The sequence below is a fragment of the Pseudomonas sp. TE6283 genome (assembly GCF_054060555.1).
The window spans coordinates 54944-69916 of the sequence record NZ_JBSSDH010000024.1; the positions used below are offsets into that span (position 1 = coordinate 54944).

15 protein-coding genes are annotated in these 14973 nt (G+C 64.5%); 8 read left to right on the forward strand and 7 right to left on the reverse strand.

The annotated features are described in order from the left end of the window. Positions 1-164 precede the first annotated feature (164 nt). Together ACVWZ5_RS23165 and ACVWZ5_RS23170 are read left to right on the forward strand one after the other, a co-directional pair. On the forward strand, positions 165-377 hold the full coding sequence (locus ACVWZ5_RS23165; RefSeq protein ID WP_062575042.1) for a cold-shock protein: 213 nt from the start codon (positions 165-167) through the stop codon (positions 375-377). Between the two features lie 89 nt (positions 378-466). Next, entirely contained in the window at positions 467-955 is a 489-nt protein-coding gene (locus ACVWZ5_RS23170) for an RDD family protein (protein ID WP_062575043.1), read from the forward strand. Between the two features lie 76 nt (positions 956-1031). On the opposite strand, the gene lptG is transcribed toward ACVWZ5_RS23170, so the two are convergent. Together lptG and lptF are read right to left on the reverse strand one after the other, a co-directional pair. Beyond that, positions 1032-2093, reverse strand: coding sequence for an LPS export ABC transporter permease LptG (lptG, locus tag ACVWZ5_RS23175; RefSeq protein WP_062575044.1), 1062 nt, complete (start codon positions 2091-2093; stop codon positions 1032-1034). Next, positions 2086-3201 (reverse strand): LPS export ABC transporter permease LptF, encoded by a 1116-nt coding sequence (lptF, locus tag ACVWZ5_RS23180; protein ID WP_062360416.1) that lies wholly within the window; start codon positions 3199-3201, stop codon positions 2086-2088. The genes lptG and lptF overlap by 8 nt, the downstream gene beginning before the upstream one ends. 294 nt (positions 3202-3495) lie before the next feature. Here lptF and ACVWZ5_RS23185 point away from each other — a divergent pair, with 294 nt between their 5' ends. The 5 genes from ACVWZ5_RS23185 to rlmF all read left to right on the forward strand — a co-directional run bounded on the left by ACVWZ5_RS23185 (position 3496) and on the right by rlmF (position 9941). Next, a complete protein-coding gene (locus ACVWZ5_RS23185) occupies positions 3496-4989 on the forward strand; it encodes a leucyl aminopeptidase (RefSeq protein ID WP_062575045.1) in 1494 nt (497 codons plus the stop codon). Positions 4990-5040: 51 nt separating this feature from the next. After that, the gene (locus tag ACVWZ5_RS23190; RefSeq protein WP_062575046.1) at positions 5041-5469 is read left to right on the forward strand and encodes a DNA polymerase III subunit chi; all 429 of its coding nucleotides are present in this window, start codon (positions 5041-5043) and stop codon (positions 5467-5469) included. A gap of 5 nt (positions 5470-5474) precedes the next feature. Next, positions 5475-5849 carry a DNA polymerase III subunit chi gene (locus ACVWZ5_RS23195; RefSeq protein ID WP_186599417.1) on the forward strand — a complete coding sequence of 125 codons (375 nt, stop codon included), beginning with the start codon at positions 5475-5477 and terminating at the stop codon, positions 5847-5849. Between the two features lie 132 nt (positions 5850-5981). Continuing rightward, on the forward strand, positions 5982-8828 hold the full coding sequence (locus tag ACVWZ5_RS23200; RefSeq protein WP_062360408.1) for a valine--tRNA ligase: 2847 nt from the start codon (positions 5982-5984) through the stop codon (positions 8826-8828). Positions 8829-8990: 162 nt separating this feature from the next. Then, complete coding sequence (gene rlmF / locus ACVWZ5_RS23205; RefSeq protein ID WP_280070741.1) at positions 8991-9941, forward strand: 23S rRNA (adenine(1618)-N(6))-methyltransferase RlmF; 951 nt, start codon at positions 8991-8993, stop codon at positions 9939-9941. Positions 9942-9991: 50 nt separating this feature from the next. Here the strand turns inward: rlmF and ACVWZ5_RS23210 are convergent, their stop codons facing one another. After that, a complete protein-coding gene (locus ACVWZ5_RS23210; protein WP_011535502.1) occupies positions 9992-10273 on the reverse strand; it encodes an HU family DNA-binding protein in 282 nt (93 codons plus the stop codon). Positions 10274-10664: 391 nt separating this feature from the next. On the opposite strand from ACVWZ5_RS23210, the gene yejK reads away from it, so the two are divergent. Next, positions 10665-11672 carry a nucleoid-associated protein YejK gene (yejK, locus tag ACVWZ5_RS23215; RefSeq protein ID WP_062575050.1) on the forward strand — a complete coding sequence of 336 codons (1008 nt, stop codon included), beginning with the start codon at positions 10665-10667 and terminating at the stop codon, positions 11670-11672. Positions 11673-11820: 148 nt separating this feature from the next. Here the strand turns inward: yejK and ACVWZ5_RS23220 are convergent, their stop codons facing one another. The 4 genes from ACVWZ5_RS23220 to ACVWZ5_RS23235 all read right to left on the reverse strand — a co-directional run bounded on the left by ACVWZ5_RS23220 (position 11821) and on the right by ACVWZ5_RS23235 (position 14681). Continuing rightward, positions 11821-12111 (reverse strand): GIY-YIG nuclease family protein, encoded by a 291-nt coding sequence (locus ACVWZ5_RS23220; RefSeq protein ID WP_062575051.1) that lies wholly within the window; start codon positions 12109-12111, stop codon positions 11821-11823. A 43-nt stretch (positions 12112-12154) separates the two neighbouring features. Continuing rightward, a complete protein-coding gene (locus tag ACVWZ5_RS23225; protein WP_028692003.1) occupies positions 12155-12613 on the reverse strand; it encodes a nuclear transport factor 2 family protein in 459 nt (152 codons plus the stop codon). A gap of 105 nt (positions 12614-12718) precedes the next feature. Continuing rightward, a complete protein-coding gene (locus ACVWZ5_RS23230; RefSeq protein WP_084943420.1) occupies positions 12719-13999 on the reverse strand; it encodes a CynX/NimT family MFS transporter in 1281 nt (426 codons plus the stop codon). Between the two features lie 13 nt (positions 14000-14012). Beyond that, entirely contained in the window at positions 14013-14681 is a 669-nt protein-coding gene (locus tag ACVWZ5_RS23235; RefSeq protein WP_084943417.1) for a FadR/GntR family transcriptional regulator, read from the reverse strand. Positions 14682-14973 lie beyond the last annotated feature (292 nt).

Consider the following 14973-nt stretch of genomic DNA (forward strand, 5'->3'; position numbering starts at 1 on the left):
GTTTGCATGGGTCGCAACAGTTCGTGACCTGGGCCAGTAGCCGCAATCTGCTACAACCCGTTCGACGTCTCTTACTTTCCTGCAACCCAGCCCGGTAATCTTTCGCTTACAAAATGATGCGAAAGTAACTGTCATTAAAATTGAGTTTCATAGGAAGAAAGACAATGTCGACTCGTCAGAGCGGTACCGTCAAGTGGTTTAACGACGAAAAAGGTTACGGCTTCATCACCCCAGAAAGCGGTGCTGATCTGTTTGTTCACTTCCGTGCCATCGAAGGCAACGGCTTCAAGAGCCTGAAAGAAGGCCAGAAAGTCACCTTCGAAGCCGTGCAAGGCCAGAAAGGCCTGCAGGCTGACAAAGTTCAGGTTGTCGCATAAGCGATTACCCGACTCAAAAAGCCCCTGCCAAGTGCAGGGGTTTTTTTTTGCCCGTAGAATGGCGGCCTCGCCATTCGGAGCCGTACTGCATGTCCAAGTCCCTGCTCTCACCCCAGGGTGATTTCCCCCCCGCCGGCCTGGGTCGCCGGCTGGCGGCGATGTTCTATGACTTCCTGCTGTGCACCGCCCTGCTGATCGTCACCGCCGGCGCCTACAAGATGATCCAGATGGCGATCATCGGCGAGGCGCGCATGCGTGAGCTGACAGAAGCCGGCGCGCTGGATGGCGACCCGCTGCTGTCGACGATCCTGCTGTTCGCCCTGTTCGGCTTCTTCGCCAAGTTCTGGACCCATGGCGGCCAGACCCTGGGCATGCAGGTGTGGGGAGTACGCGTGCAGAACGCCGACGGCAGCGCCATCAGCCTGTGGCAGGCGCTGCTGCGCTTTCTGGTATCCATCGCCTCGTGGCTGTGCCTGGGGCTGGGGTTCTTCTGGTCGTTGATCGACAAGCGCCAGCGTAGCTGGCACGACATTTACTCCGAGACACAGCTGGTGCGCTTGCCCAAGCGCAAGAAGTAGCCTGGGCGGGCATCATCGTCATGTTGTGCACAAAAAAGCCGACCCAAGGGTCGGCTTCTTTGTGTGGCTCAGGCCATCAACCCGCCCGGCGCATCAACCACAATCCGGCCAGCGCACAGATCCCCGCGGGGATCACCACTGCCAGCAACGGCGGGAAGCCGAACACCTGGCTCGATGGCCCCAGCAGGTCCCCGGCGATGCGGAACACGAAGCCCACCAGCACGCCGGTGAACACGCGCTGACCCAGGGTCACGGAACGCAACGGGCCGAAGATGAACGAGATCGCCATCAATACCAGCGCCGCGGTGACCATCGGCTGCAGGACCTTGGTCCAGAACGCCAGCCAGTAGCGCGAGTTGTTCAGCCCCTGGTCGGCCAGGTAGTGGATGTAGTCCCACAGCCCGGTGATCGACAGCGACTCTGGCGCCAGCACCACGGTATTGAGCAGCTCCGGCGTCACCGAGACGTCCCACACTTCCTCGGGGCTCTTGACCACTTCGGTGTGGTCGCCGCGGAAGTAGGTGGTGGAGACATCGTTGAGCATCCACTTGCCTTCGACGTACTGCGCCCGGCGGGCGAAGCTGGAGGTCTGGATCTTGCGCTCGGCGTCGAAGCGGTAGCGGGTCACGCCCAGCAGCAGGCCATTGGGCTGCACCGAGTTGATGTGCACGAACTCCTCGCCCTGGCGGTGCCACATACCGCGCTTGGAACTTTGCGCCTCGCCACCGCCCTGGGCCAGCGAACGGTCGGCCTGGGCCTTGTTCTCGGTTACCGGGGCCACGTACTCGCCGATCAGCAGGCCGACCAGCATCAGCACCAGCATCGGCTTCATCACCGCCCAGACGATGCGACCGATGGACACGCCGGCGGCGCGCATGATGGTCAGTTCGCTGCTGCTGGCCAGGCTGCCCAAGCCGATCAGGCAGCCGATCAGGGCCGCCATCGGCAGCATGTCGTAGAGCCGCCGAGGGGCGGTCAGCAGGACGAAGCTGCCAGCGTCCAGGAAGGTGTAGGTCGCGCTCAGGTCATTCAGTTCGTCGATCAGGGCGAACAGCGACGCCAGGCCGAGGATGATGCCGAGCACGGCGACGATCGCCAACAGCACGCTCTTGCCGATGTAGCGGTCCAGTTTAACCACGGGCCACCTCCGCACGACGGGCAGCGCGCTTGAGACGCAGCGGCTCCCAGTACATCAGCGCCAGGCCGATCAGCAGGAACAGGCCATGGACCCACCACATGCCCAGCGAGATGGGCAGCTTGCCCTTCTCCAGGGCGCTACGCACGGAAATCAGCATCGTCAGATAGGCCATGTACAAAAGGATCGCCGGCAGCAGCTTGAGGAAGCGGCCCTGGCGTGGGTTGACGCGCGACAGCGGCACCGCCAGCAACGTCACGACGAACACCAGCAGCGGCAGCGACAGGCGCCATTGCAGCTCGGCACGCTCGCGAATGCCTTCCTGCCCGAACAGTTCGGAAGTCGGGATCGCTTCGCGCTCGGTCACTTCCTCGGCGACTTCCGGCTTGGGCAGCAGCACGCCGTAGGTGTCGTACTTGATCGCCCGGTAGTCGGCCTGGCCTGGGTTGCCGTCGTAGCGGTAGCCGTTCTCCAGTACCAGGTAACGGTTGCCGTCGGCCTGCACTTCCTGGTGGCCCTTCTCGGCGACCAGCACCGAAGGCGCGCGATCCTTGGTCTTGTCCTGGTTGAAGCGTTTCTCGGAGATGAACACCCCGCCGAGCTTGATGCGGTCATCGGACAACTGCTCGGTGTAGGTCACCCGGGAGCCGTCGCGCAGGGTCTGGAAACGGCCCGGCACCAGGGTGTCGAACTCGGTCAGGGCATCCTGCTGGGCGATGATCTTCTGCACCTGGGCAACGCCCAGGGGCGCCAGGCTCAGGCTCAGCCAGGCGACCAAGAGGGCCACCAGCGCCGCCGGCACCATGGTCACGGTCAGCAGGCGTTGCTGGCTCATGCCGGTGGCCGACAGCACGGTCATCTCGCTTTCGAGATAGAGCCGGCCATAGGCGAGCAGGATGCCGAGGAACAGCCCCAGCGGCAGGATCAGTTGCAGGAAGCCCGGCAGGCGGAACCCCATGATCATGAACAGCACGCTTGGATCGAGCGCGCCCTGGGCCGCCTGGGCCAGGTATTTGATGAAGCGCCCGCTCATGATGATCACCAGCAGCACGGCGCTGACGGCGCTCAAGGTCACCAGGACCTCGCGGGACAGATAACGAAAGACGATCAAACCAGACACTCCTGGGTTGTCAGGGGCGGACAGCCAAACGAACGATTCGGACAGCCAAGACCAATGCCGGTTCGCCAAGGCGAACCTCCATGTAAAAGTGCGCGCATTATCCTGTGATTGGCCGCGCCTGTCACTTGGCCACGCAGCATGGCGCATATCGGGGTTGTCATCGTGGTCGCGGCAGGCTCAAACTGGCAGCTTTTCCGCTGGCAGGCGTCGCCCGCCAGCCGCGTGTTCCGAGCGCCTGCACAAGACAGCGCCCACTGACAGACAGATCATTCGGGGACCCCAGACATGGAATTGGTTGTAAAGAGCGTAGCCGCTGTATCCGTCAAGACCGCGACCTTGGTCGTACCCGTCGGTGAAGGGCGCAAGCTCGGCGCCACCGCCAAGGCCGTCGACCAGGCCAGCGAAGGCGCGATCAGCGCGCTGCTCAAGCGTGGCGACCTGGCCGGCAAGCCGGGCCAGACCCTGCTGCTGCACAGCCTGCCGGGCCTGAAGGCCGAGCGCGTGCTGCTGGTCGGCAGCGGCAAGGATGAAGCCCTCGGCGATCGCGCCTGGCGCAAGCTGGTCGCCAGTGTTGCCGGCGTACTCAAGGGACTGGGCGGCAGCGACGCCGTGCTGGCCCTGGACGACATCGCCGTCACCGGCCGCGACGGCCACTACGGCAAATACCGCCTGCTGGCCGAGACCCTGCTCGACGGCAACTACGTGTTCGACCGCTACAAGAGCCAGAAGGCCGAACCCCGCGCCATCAAGAAAGTCACCCTGCTCACCGCCAAGCCCGGCCAGGCCGAGGCCGAGCGCGCCGTCAAGCACGCCAGCGCCATCGCCACCGGCATGGCCTTCACCCGCGACCTGGGCAACCTGCCGCCGAACGTCTGCCACCCGAGCTTCCTCGCCGAACAGGCCAAGGACCTGGGCAAGGCATACAAAGGCCTCAAGGTCGAGGTGCTGGACGAGAAGAAGATCAAGGACCTGGGCATGGGCGCGTTCTACGCCGTGGGCCAGGGCAGCGACCAGCCACCGCGGCTGATCGTGCTCAACTACCAGGGCGGCAAGAAGAGCGAGAAACCGTTCGTGCTGGTCGGCAAGGGCATCACCTTCGACACCGGCGGCATCAGCCTCAAGCCCGGCGCCGGCATGGACGAGATGAAATACGACATGTGCGGCGCCGCCAGCGTGTTCGGCACCCTGCGCGCCGTGCTCGAGCTGCAACTGCCGATCAACCTGGTGTGCCTGCTGGCCTGCGCCGAGAACATGCCGAGCGGCGGCGCCACCCGTCCGGGTGACATCGTCACCACCATGAGCGGGCAGACCGTCGAGATCCTCAACACCGACGCCGAAGGCCGCCTGGTGCTGTGCGATACCCTCACCTACGCCGAACGCTTCAAGCCGCAGGCGGTGATCGACATCGCCACCCTGACCGGCGCCTGCATCGTCGCCCTGGGCAGCCACACCTCGGGCCTGATGGGCAACGACGACGCGCTGGTCGGCCAACTGCTGGACGCCGGCAAGCGTGCCGACGACCGCGCCTGGCAGCTGCCGTTGTTCGACGAGTACCAGGAGCAACTGGACAGCCCGTTCGCCGACATTGCCAACATCGGTGGGCCGAAGGCCGGCACCATCACCGCCGGCTGCTTCCTGTCGCGCTTCGCCAAGGCCTACCACTGGGCGCACCTGGACATCGCCGGCACCGCCTGGATCAGCGGCGGCAAGGACAAGGGCGCCTCGGGTCGTCCGGTGCCGCTGCTCACCCAGTACCTGCTGGACCGCGCCGGCGCCTGATGGCGCAAGATCGGTGGCGCCCCGCGCGCCACCGGTCGGCACTGAACGATCATGAGCAAAGTCGATTTCTACATCCTGCCCAGCGACTCGCTGTCGGTGCGGCTGGATTTCGCCTGCAAGCTGTGTGAAAAGGCCTGGCGCCTCGGCCACCGGGTCTACCTGCATTGCCAGGACGAGGCACAACGCAGCGAGCTCGACCTGCGCCTGTGGCAGTTCAAGGGCGAGGCCTTCGTGCCCCACGACCACGCCGAACAGCACCCGGACGCCATTGTCGCGCTGGGTGTCGGCACTGATGCCGGCGAACACCGTGACCTGCTGATCAACCTGGGCGGCGATGTTCCCGCCTTCGTCGGCCAGTTCGAGCGGGTCGCCGAGATCGTCGTCGAGGAACCGGCCATCCGCCTGGCCGCCCGCGAGCGATTCCGTTTCTACCGCGAACAGGGCTATGCTCTGCAAGATCACCGCTTACAGCGACTCTGACGACGATGGACAAGCAGCTGAACTCCCTGACCCATTCCGCCCACCTGCTCGACGACCTCGAGTCGATCCGCGAGCTGCTGGGCGACGCCGACCTGCAACCGCCGCTGCTGACCGAGACGGTGGAGCAGATTCCCCTGTTGCTCGACGAGCCGAGCGCTGCGCCGCCCGTCGCCGAGGCAGCGCCGGTAGCGGCCCCGGTACCTGAAGAGGATGCCCAGACCCGCCGCCAGGACACCCTGCTGCACCTGGACGCCGAACTGCGCGCCGCCGCGCAACTGATCATGCAGGACGTGATCAACGACTTCACCCCGCATATCGAGACCGAGATCAAACGTCGCCTCGATGCGCGGCTGGAACGGTTGCTCAAGCGCTCCGAGTGATTCTCTGGGGCCGCTGTGCGGCCTTGTGTCGCGAAAGGGCTGCAAAGCAGCCCCGGCGCCTGTCGCCTCAACCTCCTGCGTTGGTTATACTTCCCGGCTTTCCCGAATTAATGCCTAAGGGTCCCGCCGCGCATGGATAAGACCTACCAGCCGCACGCCATCGAAACTTCCTGGTACAACACCTGGGAGTCCGAGAACTATTTCGCTCCACAAGGTGCAGGCGAGTCCTACACCATCATGATCCCGCCACCGAACGTGACCGGCAGCCTGCACATGGGCCACGGTTTCAACAACGCGATCATGGACGCGCTGATTCGTTTCCGCCGCATGCAGGGTCGCGACACCCTGTGGCAACCGGGCACCGACCACGCCGGTATCGCCACCCAGATGCTGGTGGAGCGCCAGCTCGAGGCCAAGGGCCAGAACCGTCACGACCTCGGTCGTGAGAAGTTCCTGGAGAAGGTCTGGGAGTGGAAGGATCAATCGGGCGGCAACATCAGCCGCCAGATCCGCCGCCTGGGCTCGTCGGTAGACTGGAGCCGCGAGCGCTTCACCATGGACGACGGCCTGTCGGAAGCGGTCAAAGAGGCTTTCGTGCGCCTGCACGAGGACGGCCTGATCTACCGCGGCAAGCGCCTGGTCAACTGGGACACCAAGCTGCACACGGCGATTTCCGACCTCGAAGTGGAGAACCACGACGAGAAGGGCCACCTGTGGAACCTGCGCTACCCGCTGGCCGACGGCGCCAAGACCGCCGAAGGCAAGGACCACCTGGTGGTCGCCACCACCCGTCCGGAAACCCTGCTCGGTGACGTCGCCGTTGCCGTCAACCCGACCGACGAGCGCTACCAGGCGCTGATCGGCAAGTTCGTCGAACTGCCGCTGGTCGGCCGCCGCATCCCGATCGTCGCCGACGACTACTGCGACCCCGAGTTCGGCACCGGCTGCGTGAAGATCACCCCGGCCCACGACTTCAATGACTATGAAGTCGGCAAGCGCCACAACCTGCCGCTGCTCAATATCTTCGACAAGAACGCCACGGTGCTGGCCGCCGTGCAGGCGTTCAACCTCGACGGCAGCGTCAACGAAGGTATCGACACCTCGCTGCCAGCCCAGTACGCCGGCCTCGACCGCTTCGTCGCGCGCAAGCAGATGGTCGCCGACCTGGACGCCCAGGGCCTGCTGGTCAGCATCGACGACCATGCCCTGAAGGTACCGAAGGGCGACCGTTCGGGTACCGTCATCGAGCCGTGGCTGACCGACCAGTGGTATGTCTCCACCAAGCCGCTGGCCGAGCCTGCCATCGCCGCCGTGGAAGACGGCCGCATCCAGTTCGTGCCCAAGCAGTACGAGAACATGTACTTCTCCTGGATGCGTGACATCCAGGACTGGTGCATCAGCCGCCAGCTGTGGTGGGGCCACCGCATCCCGGCCTGGTACGACGAGGCCGGCCAGGTCTACGTCGGCCGCGACGAGGCCGAAGTGCGCGCCAAGCACAACCTGGGCAGCGAGGTGAAACTGCGCCAGGACGACGACGTGCTCGACACCTGGTTCAGCTCGGGCCTGTGGACCTTCTCCACCCTGGGCTGGCCGGAGCAGACCGAGTTCCTGAAGAAATTCCACTCCACCGACGTGCTGGTCACCGGCTTCGACATCATCTTCTTCTGGGTCGCCCGGATGATCATGCTGACGATGCACCTGATCAAGAACGAGGACGGCACCCCGCAGGTCCCGTTCAAGACCGTCTACGTGCACGGCCTGGTCCGCGACGGCCAGGGCCAGAAGATGTCCAAGTCCAAGGGCAACGTCCTCGACCCGCTGGACATCGTCGACGGCATCACCCTCGACGCCCTGCTGGAAAAACGCACCAGCGGCATGATGCAGCCCAAGCTTGCCGAGAAGATCGCCAAGCAGACCAAGGCCGAGTTCCCCGAAGGCATCGCCAGCTACGGCACCGACGCCCTGCGCTTCACCTTCTGCTCGCTGGCCTCCACCGGTCGTGACATCAAGTTCGACATGGGCCGCGTCGAAGGCTACCGCAACTTCTGCAACAAGATCTGGAACGCCGCCCGCTACGTGCTGGACAAGGGCGAGGACTGCGGCCAGAACGGCGAGGCCTACGAGCTGTCGCTGGCCGACCGCTGGATCATCTCGCAGTTGCAGCGCACCGAAGCCGAGGTTACCCGTCAGCTCGAGCAATTCCGCTTCGACCTGGCCAGCCAGGCCCTGTACGAGTTCATCTGGAACCAGTACTGCGACTGGTACCTGGAACTGTCCAAGCCGGTGCTGTGGGACGAGAACGCCCCGGTCGAGCGCGCCCGCGGCACCCGTCGCACCCTGGTGCGCGTGCTGGAAGTCGCCCTGCGCCTGGCGCACCCGTTCATGCCGTTCATCACCGAAGAGATCTGGCAGCGCATCGCGCCGCTGGCCGGCATCGAAGGCAAGACCATCATGCTGCAGCCGTGGCCTGAAGCGAACGAAAGCCGCATCGACGCCGCCGCCGAAGGTGACATCGAGTGGCTCAAGGAGCTGATGGTGGGCCTGCGCAACATCCGCGCCGAGATGAACATCGGCCCGGGCAAGCCGCTGCCGCTGTTCCTGAAGAACGCCAACGCCGACGACCAGCGTCGCCTGCAGGAAAACGAAGCCCTGCTGAAGAAACTGGCCAAGGTTGAGTCGTTCACCGTGCTCGGTGAGCAGGACGAAGCGCCGCTGTCGGCCACCGCGCTGGTGGGTGACCTGCAGGTGCTGGTGCCGATGGCCGGCCTGATCGACAAGGACGCGGAACTTGCGCGCCTGAGCAAGGAGATCCAGCGCCTGCAGGGCGAGGTCCAGCGCGTCGGTGGCAAGCTTTCCAACGCCGCCTTCGTCGACAAGGCACCGCCTGCGGTGATCGAGAAGGAACGCGCCAAGCTGGCCGAGTCGGAGCAGGCCCTGGCCAACTTCACCGAGCAGCATGCGCGGATTGCTGCGCTGTAACAACCTGATAGACCGCTGGGGCCGCGTTGCGGCCTTTTCGCGACACAAGGCCGCTCCCACAGGACGGCGCCAGCTTGAAAGGCGCCGCTATCCTGTGGGAGCGGCCTTGTGTCGCGAAAGGGCTGCAAAGCAGCCCCAGGGCCTGCAACACCGGATCCGACCATGACCGACAAACCCAGCCTGCACCCACGCAACCGCCACCAGGGCCGCTACGACTTCCCCGCCCTGATCAAGGCGCACCCGGACCTGGCCCGCTTCACCATCACCAACCCCTACGGCAAGCCCAGCATCGACTTCGCCAACCCCGAGGCCGTGCGGGTGTTCAACCGCGCCCTGCTCAAGGCCCAGTACGGCATCCAGCACTGGGACATCCCGACCGACTACCTGTGCCCGCCAATCCCGGGCCGCGCCGACTACATCCACGTGCTGGCCGACCTGCTGGCCGAGGACAATGCCGGCGAAATCCCTCGCGGCGCCCAGGTGCGCGCCCTGGATATCGGCGTCGGCGCCAACTGCATCTACCCCCTGCTCGGCCACAGCGACTACCGCTGGCGCTTCACCGGCTCCGACATCGACGGCGTGGCCCTGGCCTCGGCCAAGGCCATCGTCCAGGCCAACAAGCTCGACAAGGCCATCAGCCTGCGCCAGCAAGCGCAGCCCAGGCACATCCTCAGTGGCTTGCTGCAGGCCGACGAACGCTTCGACGTCACCCTGTGCAACCCACCGTTCCACGCCTCCCGCGAGGAAGCCACCCGCGGCAGCCAGCGCAAGTGGAAGAATCTCGGCAAGCAGGACCCCAAGCGCAAGCTGCCAGTGCTGAACTTTGGCGGGCAGAACAACGAACTGTGGTGCGAAGGTGGCGAGATCCGCTTTGTCAGCCAACTGGTCGCTGAAAGCGTGCAGTACGCGGCCCAGGTACTGTGGTTCACCAGCCTGGTGTCCAAGGCCAGCAACCTGCCGGGCATCGAGACGGCCTTGAAGAAGGCCGGGGTGAAGGCCGTGCGCATCGTCGAGATGGGCCAGGGGCAGAAGCAGAGCCGCATGGTCGCCTGGAGCTTCCAGGACGACAGCGCACGCCAGCAATGGCATGCCGCGCGCAAATCACAGGCATGAAAAAACCGCGCCCGGGCAAGCCGGGCGCGGTTTCGTCAACGCATCAACAATTACTTGTTGATCGAGTCGGTCAGCACTTTGGCTGGAACGAACTTGACGACTTTCTTGGCAGCGATTTCGATGGCAGCGCCAGTCGAAGGGTTGCGGCCGGTACGGGCAGGACGCTCGGAGACTTTCAGCTTGCCGATGCCTGGCAGGGTGATTTCGGCGCCGTTTTCCAGTTGGTCGGCAACGATCTGGCCCAGTTGCTCCAGAGCAGCGCGCGCGGTGGTTTTCGGCGCGTCGATGGATTCAGCGATGTCGGCAATCAGTTGGTCTTTGGTCAGTGCCATGGTGGTGTTCCTTCCCTATCAAATCAGAGGTTGTGCAGCATGCTTGGTCGGTGGTCGGGCCAGCCCGGGACAATCCAGAGGCCGCGTCGATCGCGTATGTAGATACGCAAATCGGCGTTTGGTTCGACACCGCGCAAGCGATCTGCCAGCAATGCGCCACCCAAGGGGCGCAAGACCGCGCAAAGCTACCACAGGAATCGAGAAATATCCGCTGTCGACGTTGATTTTGTGCAGGTTTTTCGGGGGTTTTCGGAAAAATCGCAAAAAAATGAACAAAAAACGAACAACTGCCATTTGTGCCAATATCTGGCCACTGCATCGCCCCCACCCTGAGGTAAACTGAGCGACTTTTGCAGCGCGGCTTTTCACCGCTCAGACCACCGAGAATTCCATGCCAATCCGTCATTGCATCGTTCACCTGATCGACAAGAAGCCCGATGGCAGCCCCGCCGTGCTCCATGCGCGCGACAGCGAACTGGCAGCCTCCGACGCCATCGAGAACCTGCTGGCCGACCTCAACGACAGCTACAACGCCAAGCAAGGCAAAGCCTGGGGCTTTTTCCACGGCGAATCCGGCGCCTACCCGTTCAGCGGCTGGCTCAAGCAGTACCTGGATGAGGAAAAGGACTTCGCCGCCTTCAGCCGCGTCGCCGTCGAGCACCTGCAGAAGCTTATGGAAGAGTCCAACCTCTCCACCGGTGGCCACGTGCTGTTCGCCCATTACCAGCAGGGCATGACCGAGTACCTGGCCATCGCCCTGCTGCACCACAGCGAAGGCGTGGCGGTGAACGCCGAACTGGACGTCACCCCGTCGCGCCACCTGGACCTGGGCCAGCTGCACCTGGCGGCGCGGGTCAACCTGTCCGAGTGGAAGAACAACCAGAACTCCAAGCAGTACATTTCGTTCATCAAGGGCAAGAACGGCAAGAAGGTCTCGGATTATTTCCGCGACTTCATCGGCTGCCAGGAAGGCGTCGACGGCCCGGGCGAAACCCGCACCCTGCTCAAGGCCTTCAGCGACTTCGTCGAGAAAGAAGACCTGCCGGAAGAGTCCGCCCGGGAGAAGACCCAGACCCTGGTCGACTACGCCACCACCCAGACCAAGCTGGGCGAGCCGGTGACGCTGGAGGAACTTTCCAGCCTGATCGACGAGGACCGCCCCGAGGCGTTCTACGACCATATCCGCAACAGCGACTACGGGCTGTCACCGGAAATCCCGGCCGACAAGCGCACCCTCAACCAGTTCCGCCGCTTTACCGGGCGTGCCGAGGGGTTGTCGATCAGCTTCGAGGCACATTTGCTGGGCTCGAAGGTGGAGTATGACGAAGAGGCCGGGACGCTGGTGATCAAGGGCTTGCCGACGCAACTGATCGATCAGCTGAAGCGACGCAAGGCCTGAGATCGTCGGGGCGCGTTGCGCCCCTTTCGCCACCTACAGGCGATCGCGCTTGCCGGTGGAAGCGGCCTTGCATCGTGAAAGGGCTGCAAAGCAGCCCCAGCGATCTATCAGGACCACAGACGACACCCGCTCAACGTCCGCTAGACCACTAACCGCCGACACCGCAATAGGACGCCACCAACGCCTCCTTCGCCGCCTTGCGCAGCTTCTTCACCAACCGCTCCTGGCGCAACGCCTCGCCCTTGTCCGGCCACTGCTCCACATACACCAGCGCCTGCGCCGGGCTAGTCTTGAAATAACGTGCGCCCTGCCCTTTCTGATGCTTGATGAACCGTCGTTGCGGATCATCGCTGATACCGCAGTACAACGAGCCATTGGCGGCACGCACCAGGTAGACGTACCAGGGTTTGCAGTCGGGGGAAGGCGTTGTTTCGCTCACGGCTCGGTTCGGTGCAACGGAAGAAGGTCGTCAGCTTAACGCCTCAACGCGCCTGCTGGAATGCGCGAAGCCCCTTGAACGCCTGCTGGCGCACCTTGTTCTGCAGCATCGGCGTCCAGCCCAGCAGCACACCTGGCATGCCCAGCGCCTGACGCGCCCAGCGCCACAGGTCGAAGGTATCGTCGTGCTGGCAGATCAGCCCGTCGCGGATGACGAAGCGCGCCTGGATATCGTTGACCACCACCCGCCCGGTCTGGCTGAACAGGTAGGTCGCCACCCAGTGCGCGCCATCGCTGCGCACGTCGTCGAAGGTCAGGGTGAAGTCCTTGGCGCGGGCGGTGAGCATCCGCCACATGTCACCCGCGTCACGCCCGCGCAGGGTGCCGAAGACCGGATCGCTGAAGACGATGTCTTCGCTGTAGCAGGCCACCATGGCCTCGGCGTCCAGGCGCTGGAAGGCCTGGTAGAAACGGGTGATCAGGGCGCTGCTGGCATCGCTCATGGACTGTTCCTGCGCTAGGTGCGAAACCCGCAAGATACTGCCTGGATGCCAGCAACACCATGCCCATTCGCGTCGTGAATGACGATCACGGATCCAGCCAGAGCCTCAAACGTGCTCGCTGCTGACCTGCACATGCAGCGCCCGCCCGGCGCCGAGACCGAACAGGATCGCCCCGATGCCCAGCACCGCGAAGATCCAGCCCACCGCGCTCCAGCCACCGGTCAGATCATGCACCAGCCCTACCGCGAATGGCCCCATGGATGCCAGCGTGTAGCCCACGCCCTGGGCCATGCTCGACAGGTTCGCCGCCACATGGGCGTCCTTGGAGCGCAGCACGATCAGGGTCAGTGCCAGGGCGAAGGTGCCGCCCTGCCCCAGGCCGAGCAGGATCGCCCAGCCCCACAGCCCCTCGATCGGCGCATACAGGCAGCCGAACAGCCCACCCAGGGTCACCAGCATCACCACCACGATGGCCAGGCGCTGGTCCTTGCCACGCGTGGCCAGCCAGGGCGCGCTCAGGGAGCTGATCAGTTGCACGATCACCGAACCGGACAGCACCAGCCCCGCCTCGGTCGGACTCAGCCCGCGACCGATCAGGATCGAAGGCAGCCAGCCGAACACGATGTAGGCCAGCGACGATTGCAGGCCCATGTACAGCGTCACCTGCCAGGCCAACGGGTCGCGCCACAGCCCGCGCACGCGATAGGCGACCTTGTGCACGCCATGGCCCTGTCGGGACTGGGGCAGCCAGACCAGCATCGCCAGCAAGGCAGGCAGCAGCCAGAAGCCCAGCCCCAGTGCCCAGCTGTCATCGAAGTGGCGGGTCAAGGGCACCGTGGCCCCGGCGGCCATCGCGGCGCCCAGGCACAGCGCCATGGTGTAGACGCCGGTCAGGGTACCGGCGTGCTGGGGGAAGTCGCGCTTGACGATACCTGGCAGCAGCACGCCGATGATGCCGATGCTCGCCCCCGCCATCAGGCTGCCGAGGAACACGCCAGTGGTGCCCAGTGTGCTGCGCACCAGGATGCCCAGCGCCAGGGTCAGCAGGATGCCGAAGATCACCCGCTCGCTGCCGAATCGTCGCGCCAGGATCGGCGCCAGCGGCGCGAAGAGCCCCAGGCACAGTACCGGCAAGGTGGTCAGCAGCCCGGCTTGCGATGCGCTGAGCCCCAGCCCTTCGGACACCTGGCCGAGCACCGGCGACATGCTCGACAGCGCCGGGCGCAGGTTCAGCGCCACCAACACCAGGCCCAGCAGCAACAGCCAGGGCCTGCGCAGCACCACGGGCTGTTGCTGGACCTGCTCGTCGTCGGCTTCGGCATCGATCAGCAGTTCATCGAGCTCCGTCTCGCGGGGAGCGGTGTTGCGGGTCAGTTGTTCGGCCATGGCCTTCTCGTTGTCAGGATTCGATGAGGGTCCGGCTCAGGTGCTTGGCCCGTTCCGGATCGCGTTGTTCGAGGGCGTCGAGGATCTGCCCGTGCAGGTCGAACACGGCCTGGCAACGGGGGACGCTGGTCATGTTGTGCTGCAGGGCGGCGCGGACCACGCTGGAGAAGTAGCGGTACAGCTCGCTCAGGGCGGGGTTGTGGGCGGCGTCCACCAGGCGCTGGTGGAACACCAGGTCGCATTCGACGTAGGCGTCGACATCGCCGTGGAAATGCCGCGCGCTGTGTTCCAGGGCCTCGCGCAGGGCCTGCAGGTCGGCGTCCGTGCGGCGAACGGCGGCCAGGCCGATGGCTTCTGCTTCAAGAATATGGCGGGTTTCGCGGGCGTGTTCGACTGCGCAGCGGGACATGACCTGCACGGCCTGCAAGGGGTCCACGGCGGTACGCAGGTAGCTGCCGTCGCCCTGGCGGATTTCTACCAGGCCGCTGAAGGCCAGGACGCGCATGGCCTCGCGGACGGTGTTGCGGCTGATGCCCAGGTCGCTGGCCAGCTCTGGTTCGGTGGGCAGGCGCTGGCCTATCGACCAGGTGCCCTTGGCGATGCGGTCGCGGAGCTGGTCTACGGCTTGTTCTACCAGGGAGCGTTTGATGAGCGGGGTCACGGGGTGGGTACGTCCAGTCATCGGATGAATTTTCTTGGGGTTGGACGATAGCGGTTGGGGGGGGATTGGGCAAGGGTTCGGGTTTCAGGTGTGGGTTCGGGTTTCAGGGTGTGGGTTTTGAATTTTTTATGCGCATTCGTAGACGATATCGACATTTAGTCACCTTTCCGCCCTTACGGCGGGTTACTTTGGTCTTGGCCAAAGTAACCAAAGCCGCCCCGCTCCGTTCATCCGGCCCCTGCGCTTCGCTTCGGGGTTCCCTCGCTCCGTTCTTGCTCCCGGGAGGACCGCGCTGAACGCCCCATCCTGGGGC

Coding starts and splice junctions, on each gene's coding strand:
- ACVWZ5_RS23165 (WP_062575042.1), top strand. CDS start 165: ATGTCGACTCGTCAGAGCGGTACCGTCAAGTGGTTTAACGACGAAAAA.
- ACVWZ5_RS23170 (WP_062575043.1), top strand. CDS start 467: ATGTCCAAGTCCCTGCTCTCACCCCAGGGTGATTTCCCCCCCGCCGGC.
- ACVWZ5_RS23185 (WP_062575045.1), top strand. CDS start 3,496: ATGGAATTGGTTGTAAAGAGCGTAGCCGCTGTATCCGTCAAGACCGCG.
- ACVWZ5_RS23190 (WP_062575046.1), top strand. CDS start 5,041: ATGAGCAAAGTCGATTTCTACATCCTGCCCAGCGACTCGCTGTCGGTG.
- ACVWZ5_RS23195 (WP_186599417.1), top strand. CDS start 5,475: ATGGACAAGCAGCTGAACTCCCTGACCCATTCCGCCCACCTGCTCGAC.
- ACVWZ5_RS23200 (WP_062360408.1), top strand. CDS start 5,982: ATGGATAAGACCTACCAGCCGCACGCCATCGAAACTTCCTGGTACAAC.
- rlmF (WP_280070741.1), top strand. CDS start 8,991: ATGACCGACAAACCCAGCCTGCACCCACGCAACCGCCACCAGGGCCGC.
- ACVWZ5_RS23210 (WP_011535502.1), bottom strand. CDS start 10,273: ATGGCACTGACCAAAGACCAACTGATTGCCGACATCGCTGAATCCATC.
- yejK (WP_062575050.1), top strand. CDS start 10,665: ATGCCAATCCGTCATTGCATCGTTCACCTGATCGACAAGAAGCCCGAT.
- ACVWZ5_RS23225 (WP_028692003.1), bottom strand. CDS start 12,613: ATGAGCGATGCCAGCAGCGCCCTGATCACCCGTTTCTACCAGGCCTTC.
- ACVWZ5_RS23230 (WP_084943420.1), bottom strand. CDS start 13,999: ATGGCCGAACAACTGACCCGCAACACCGCTCCCCGCGAGACGGAGCTC.
- ACVWZ5_RS23235 (WP_084943417.1), bottom strand. CDS start 14,681: ATGACTGGACGTACCCACCCCGTGACCCCGCTCATCAAACGCTCCCTG.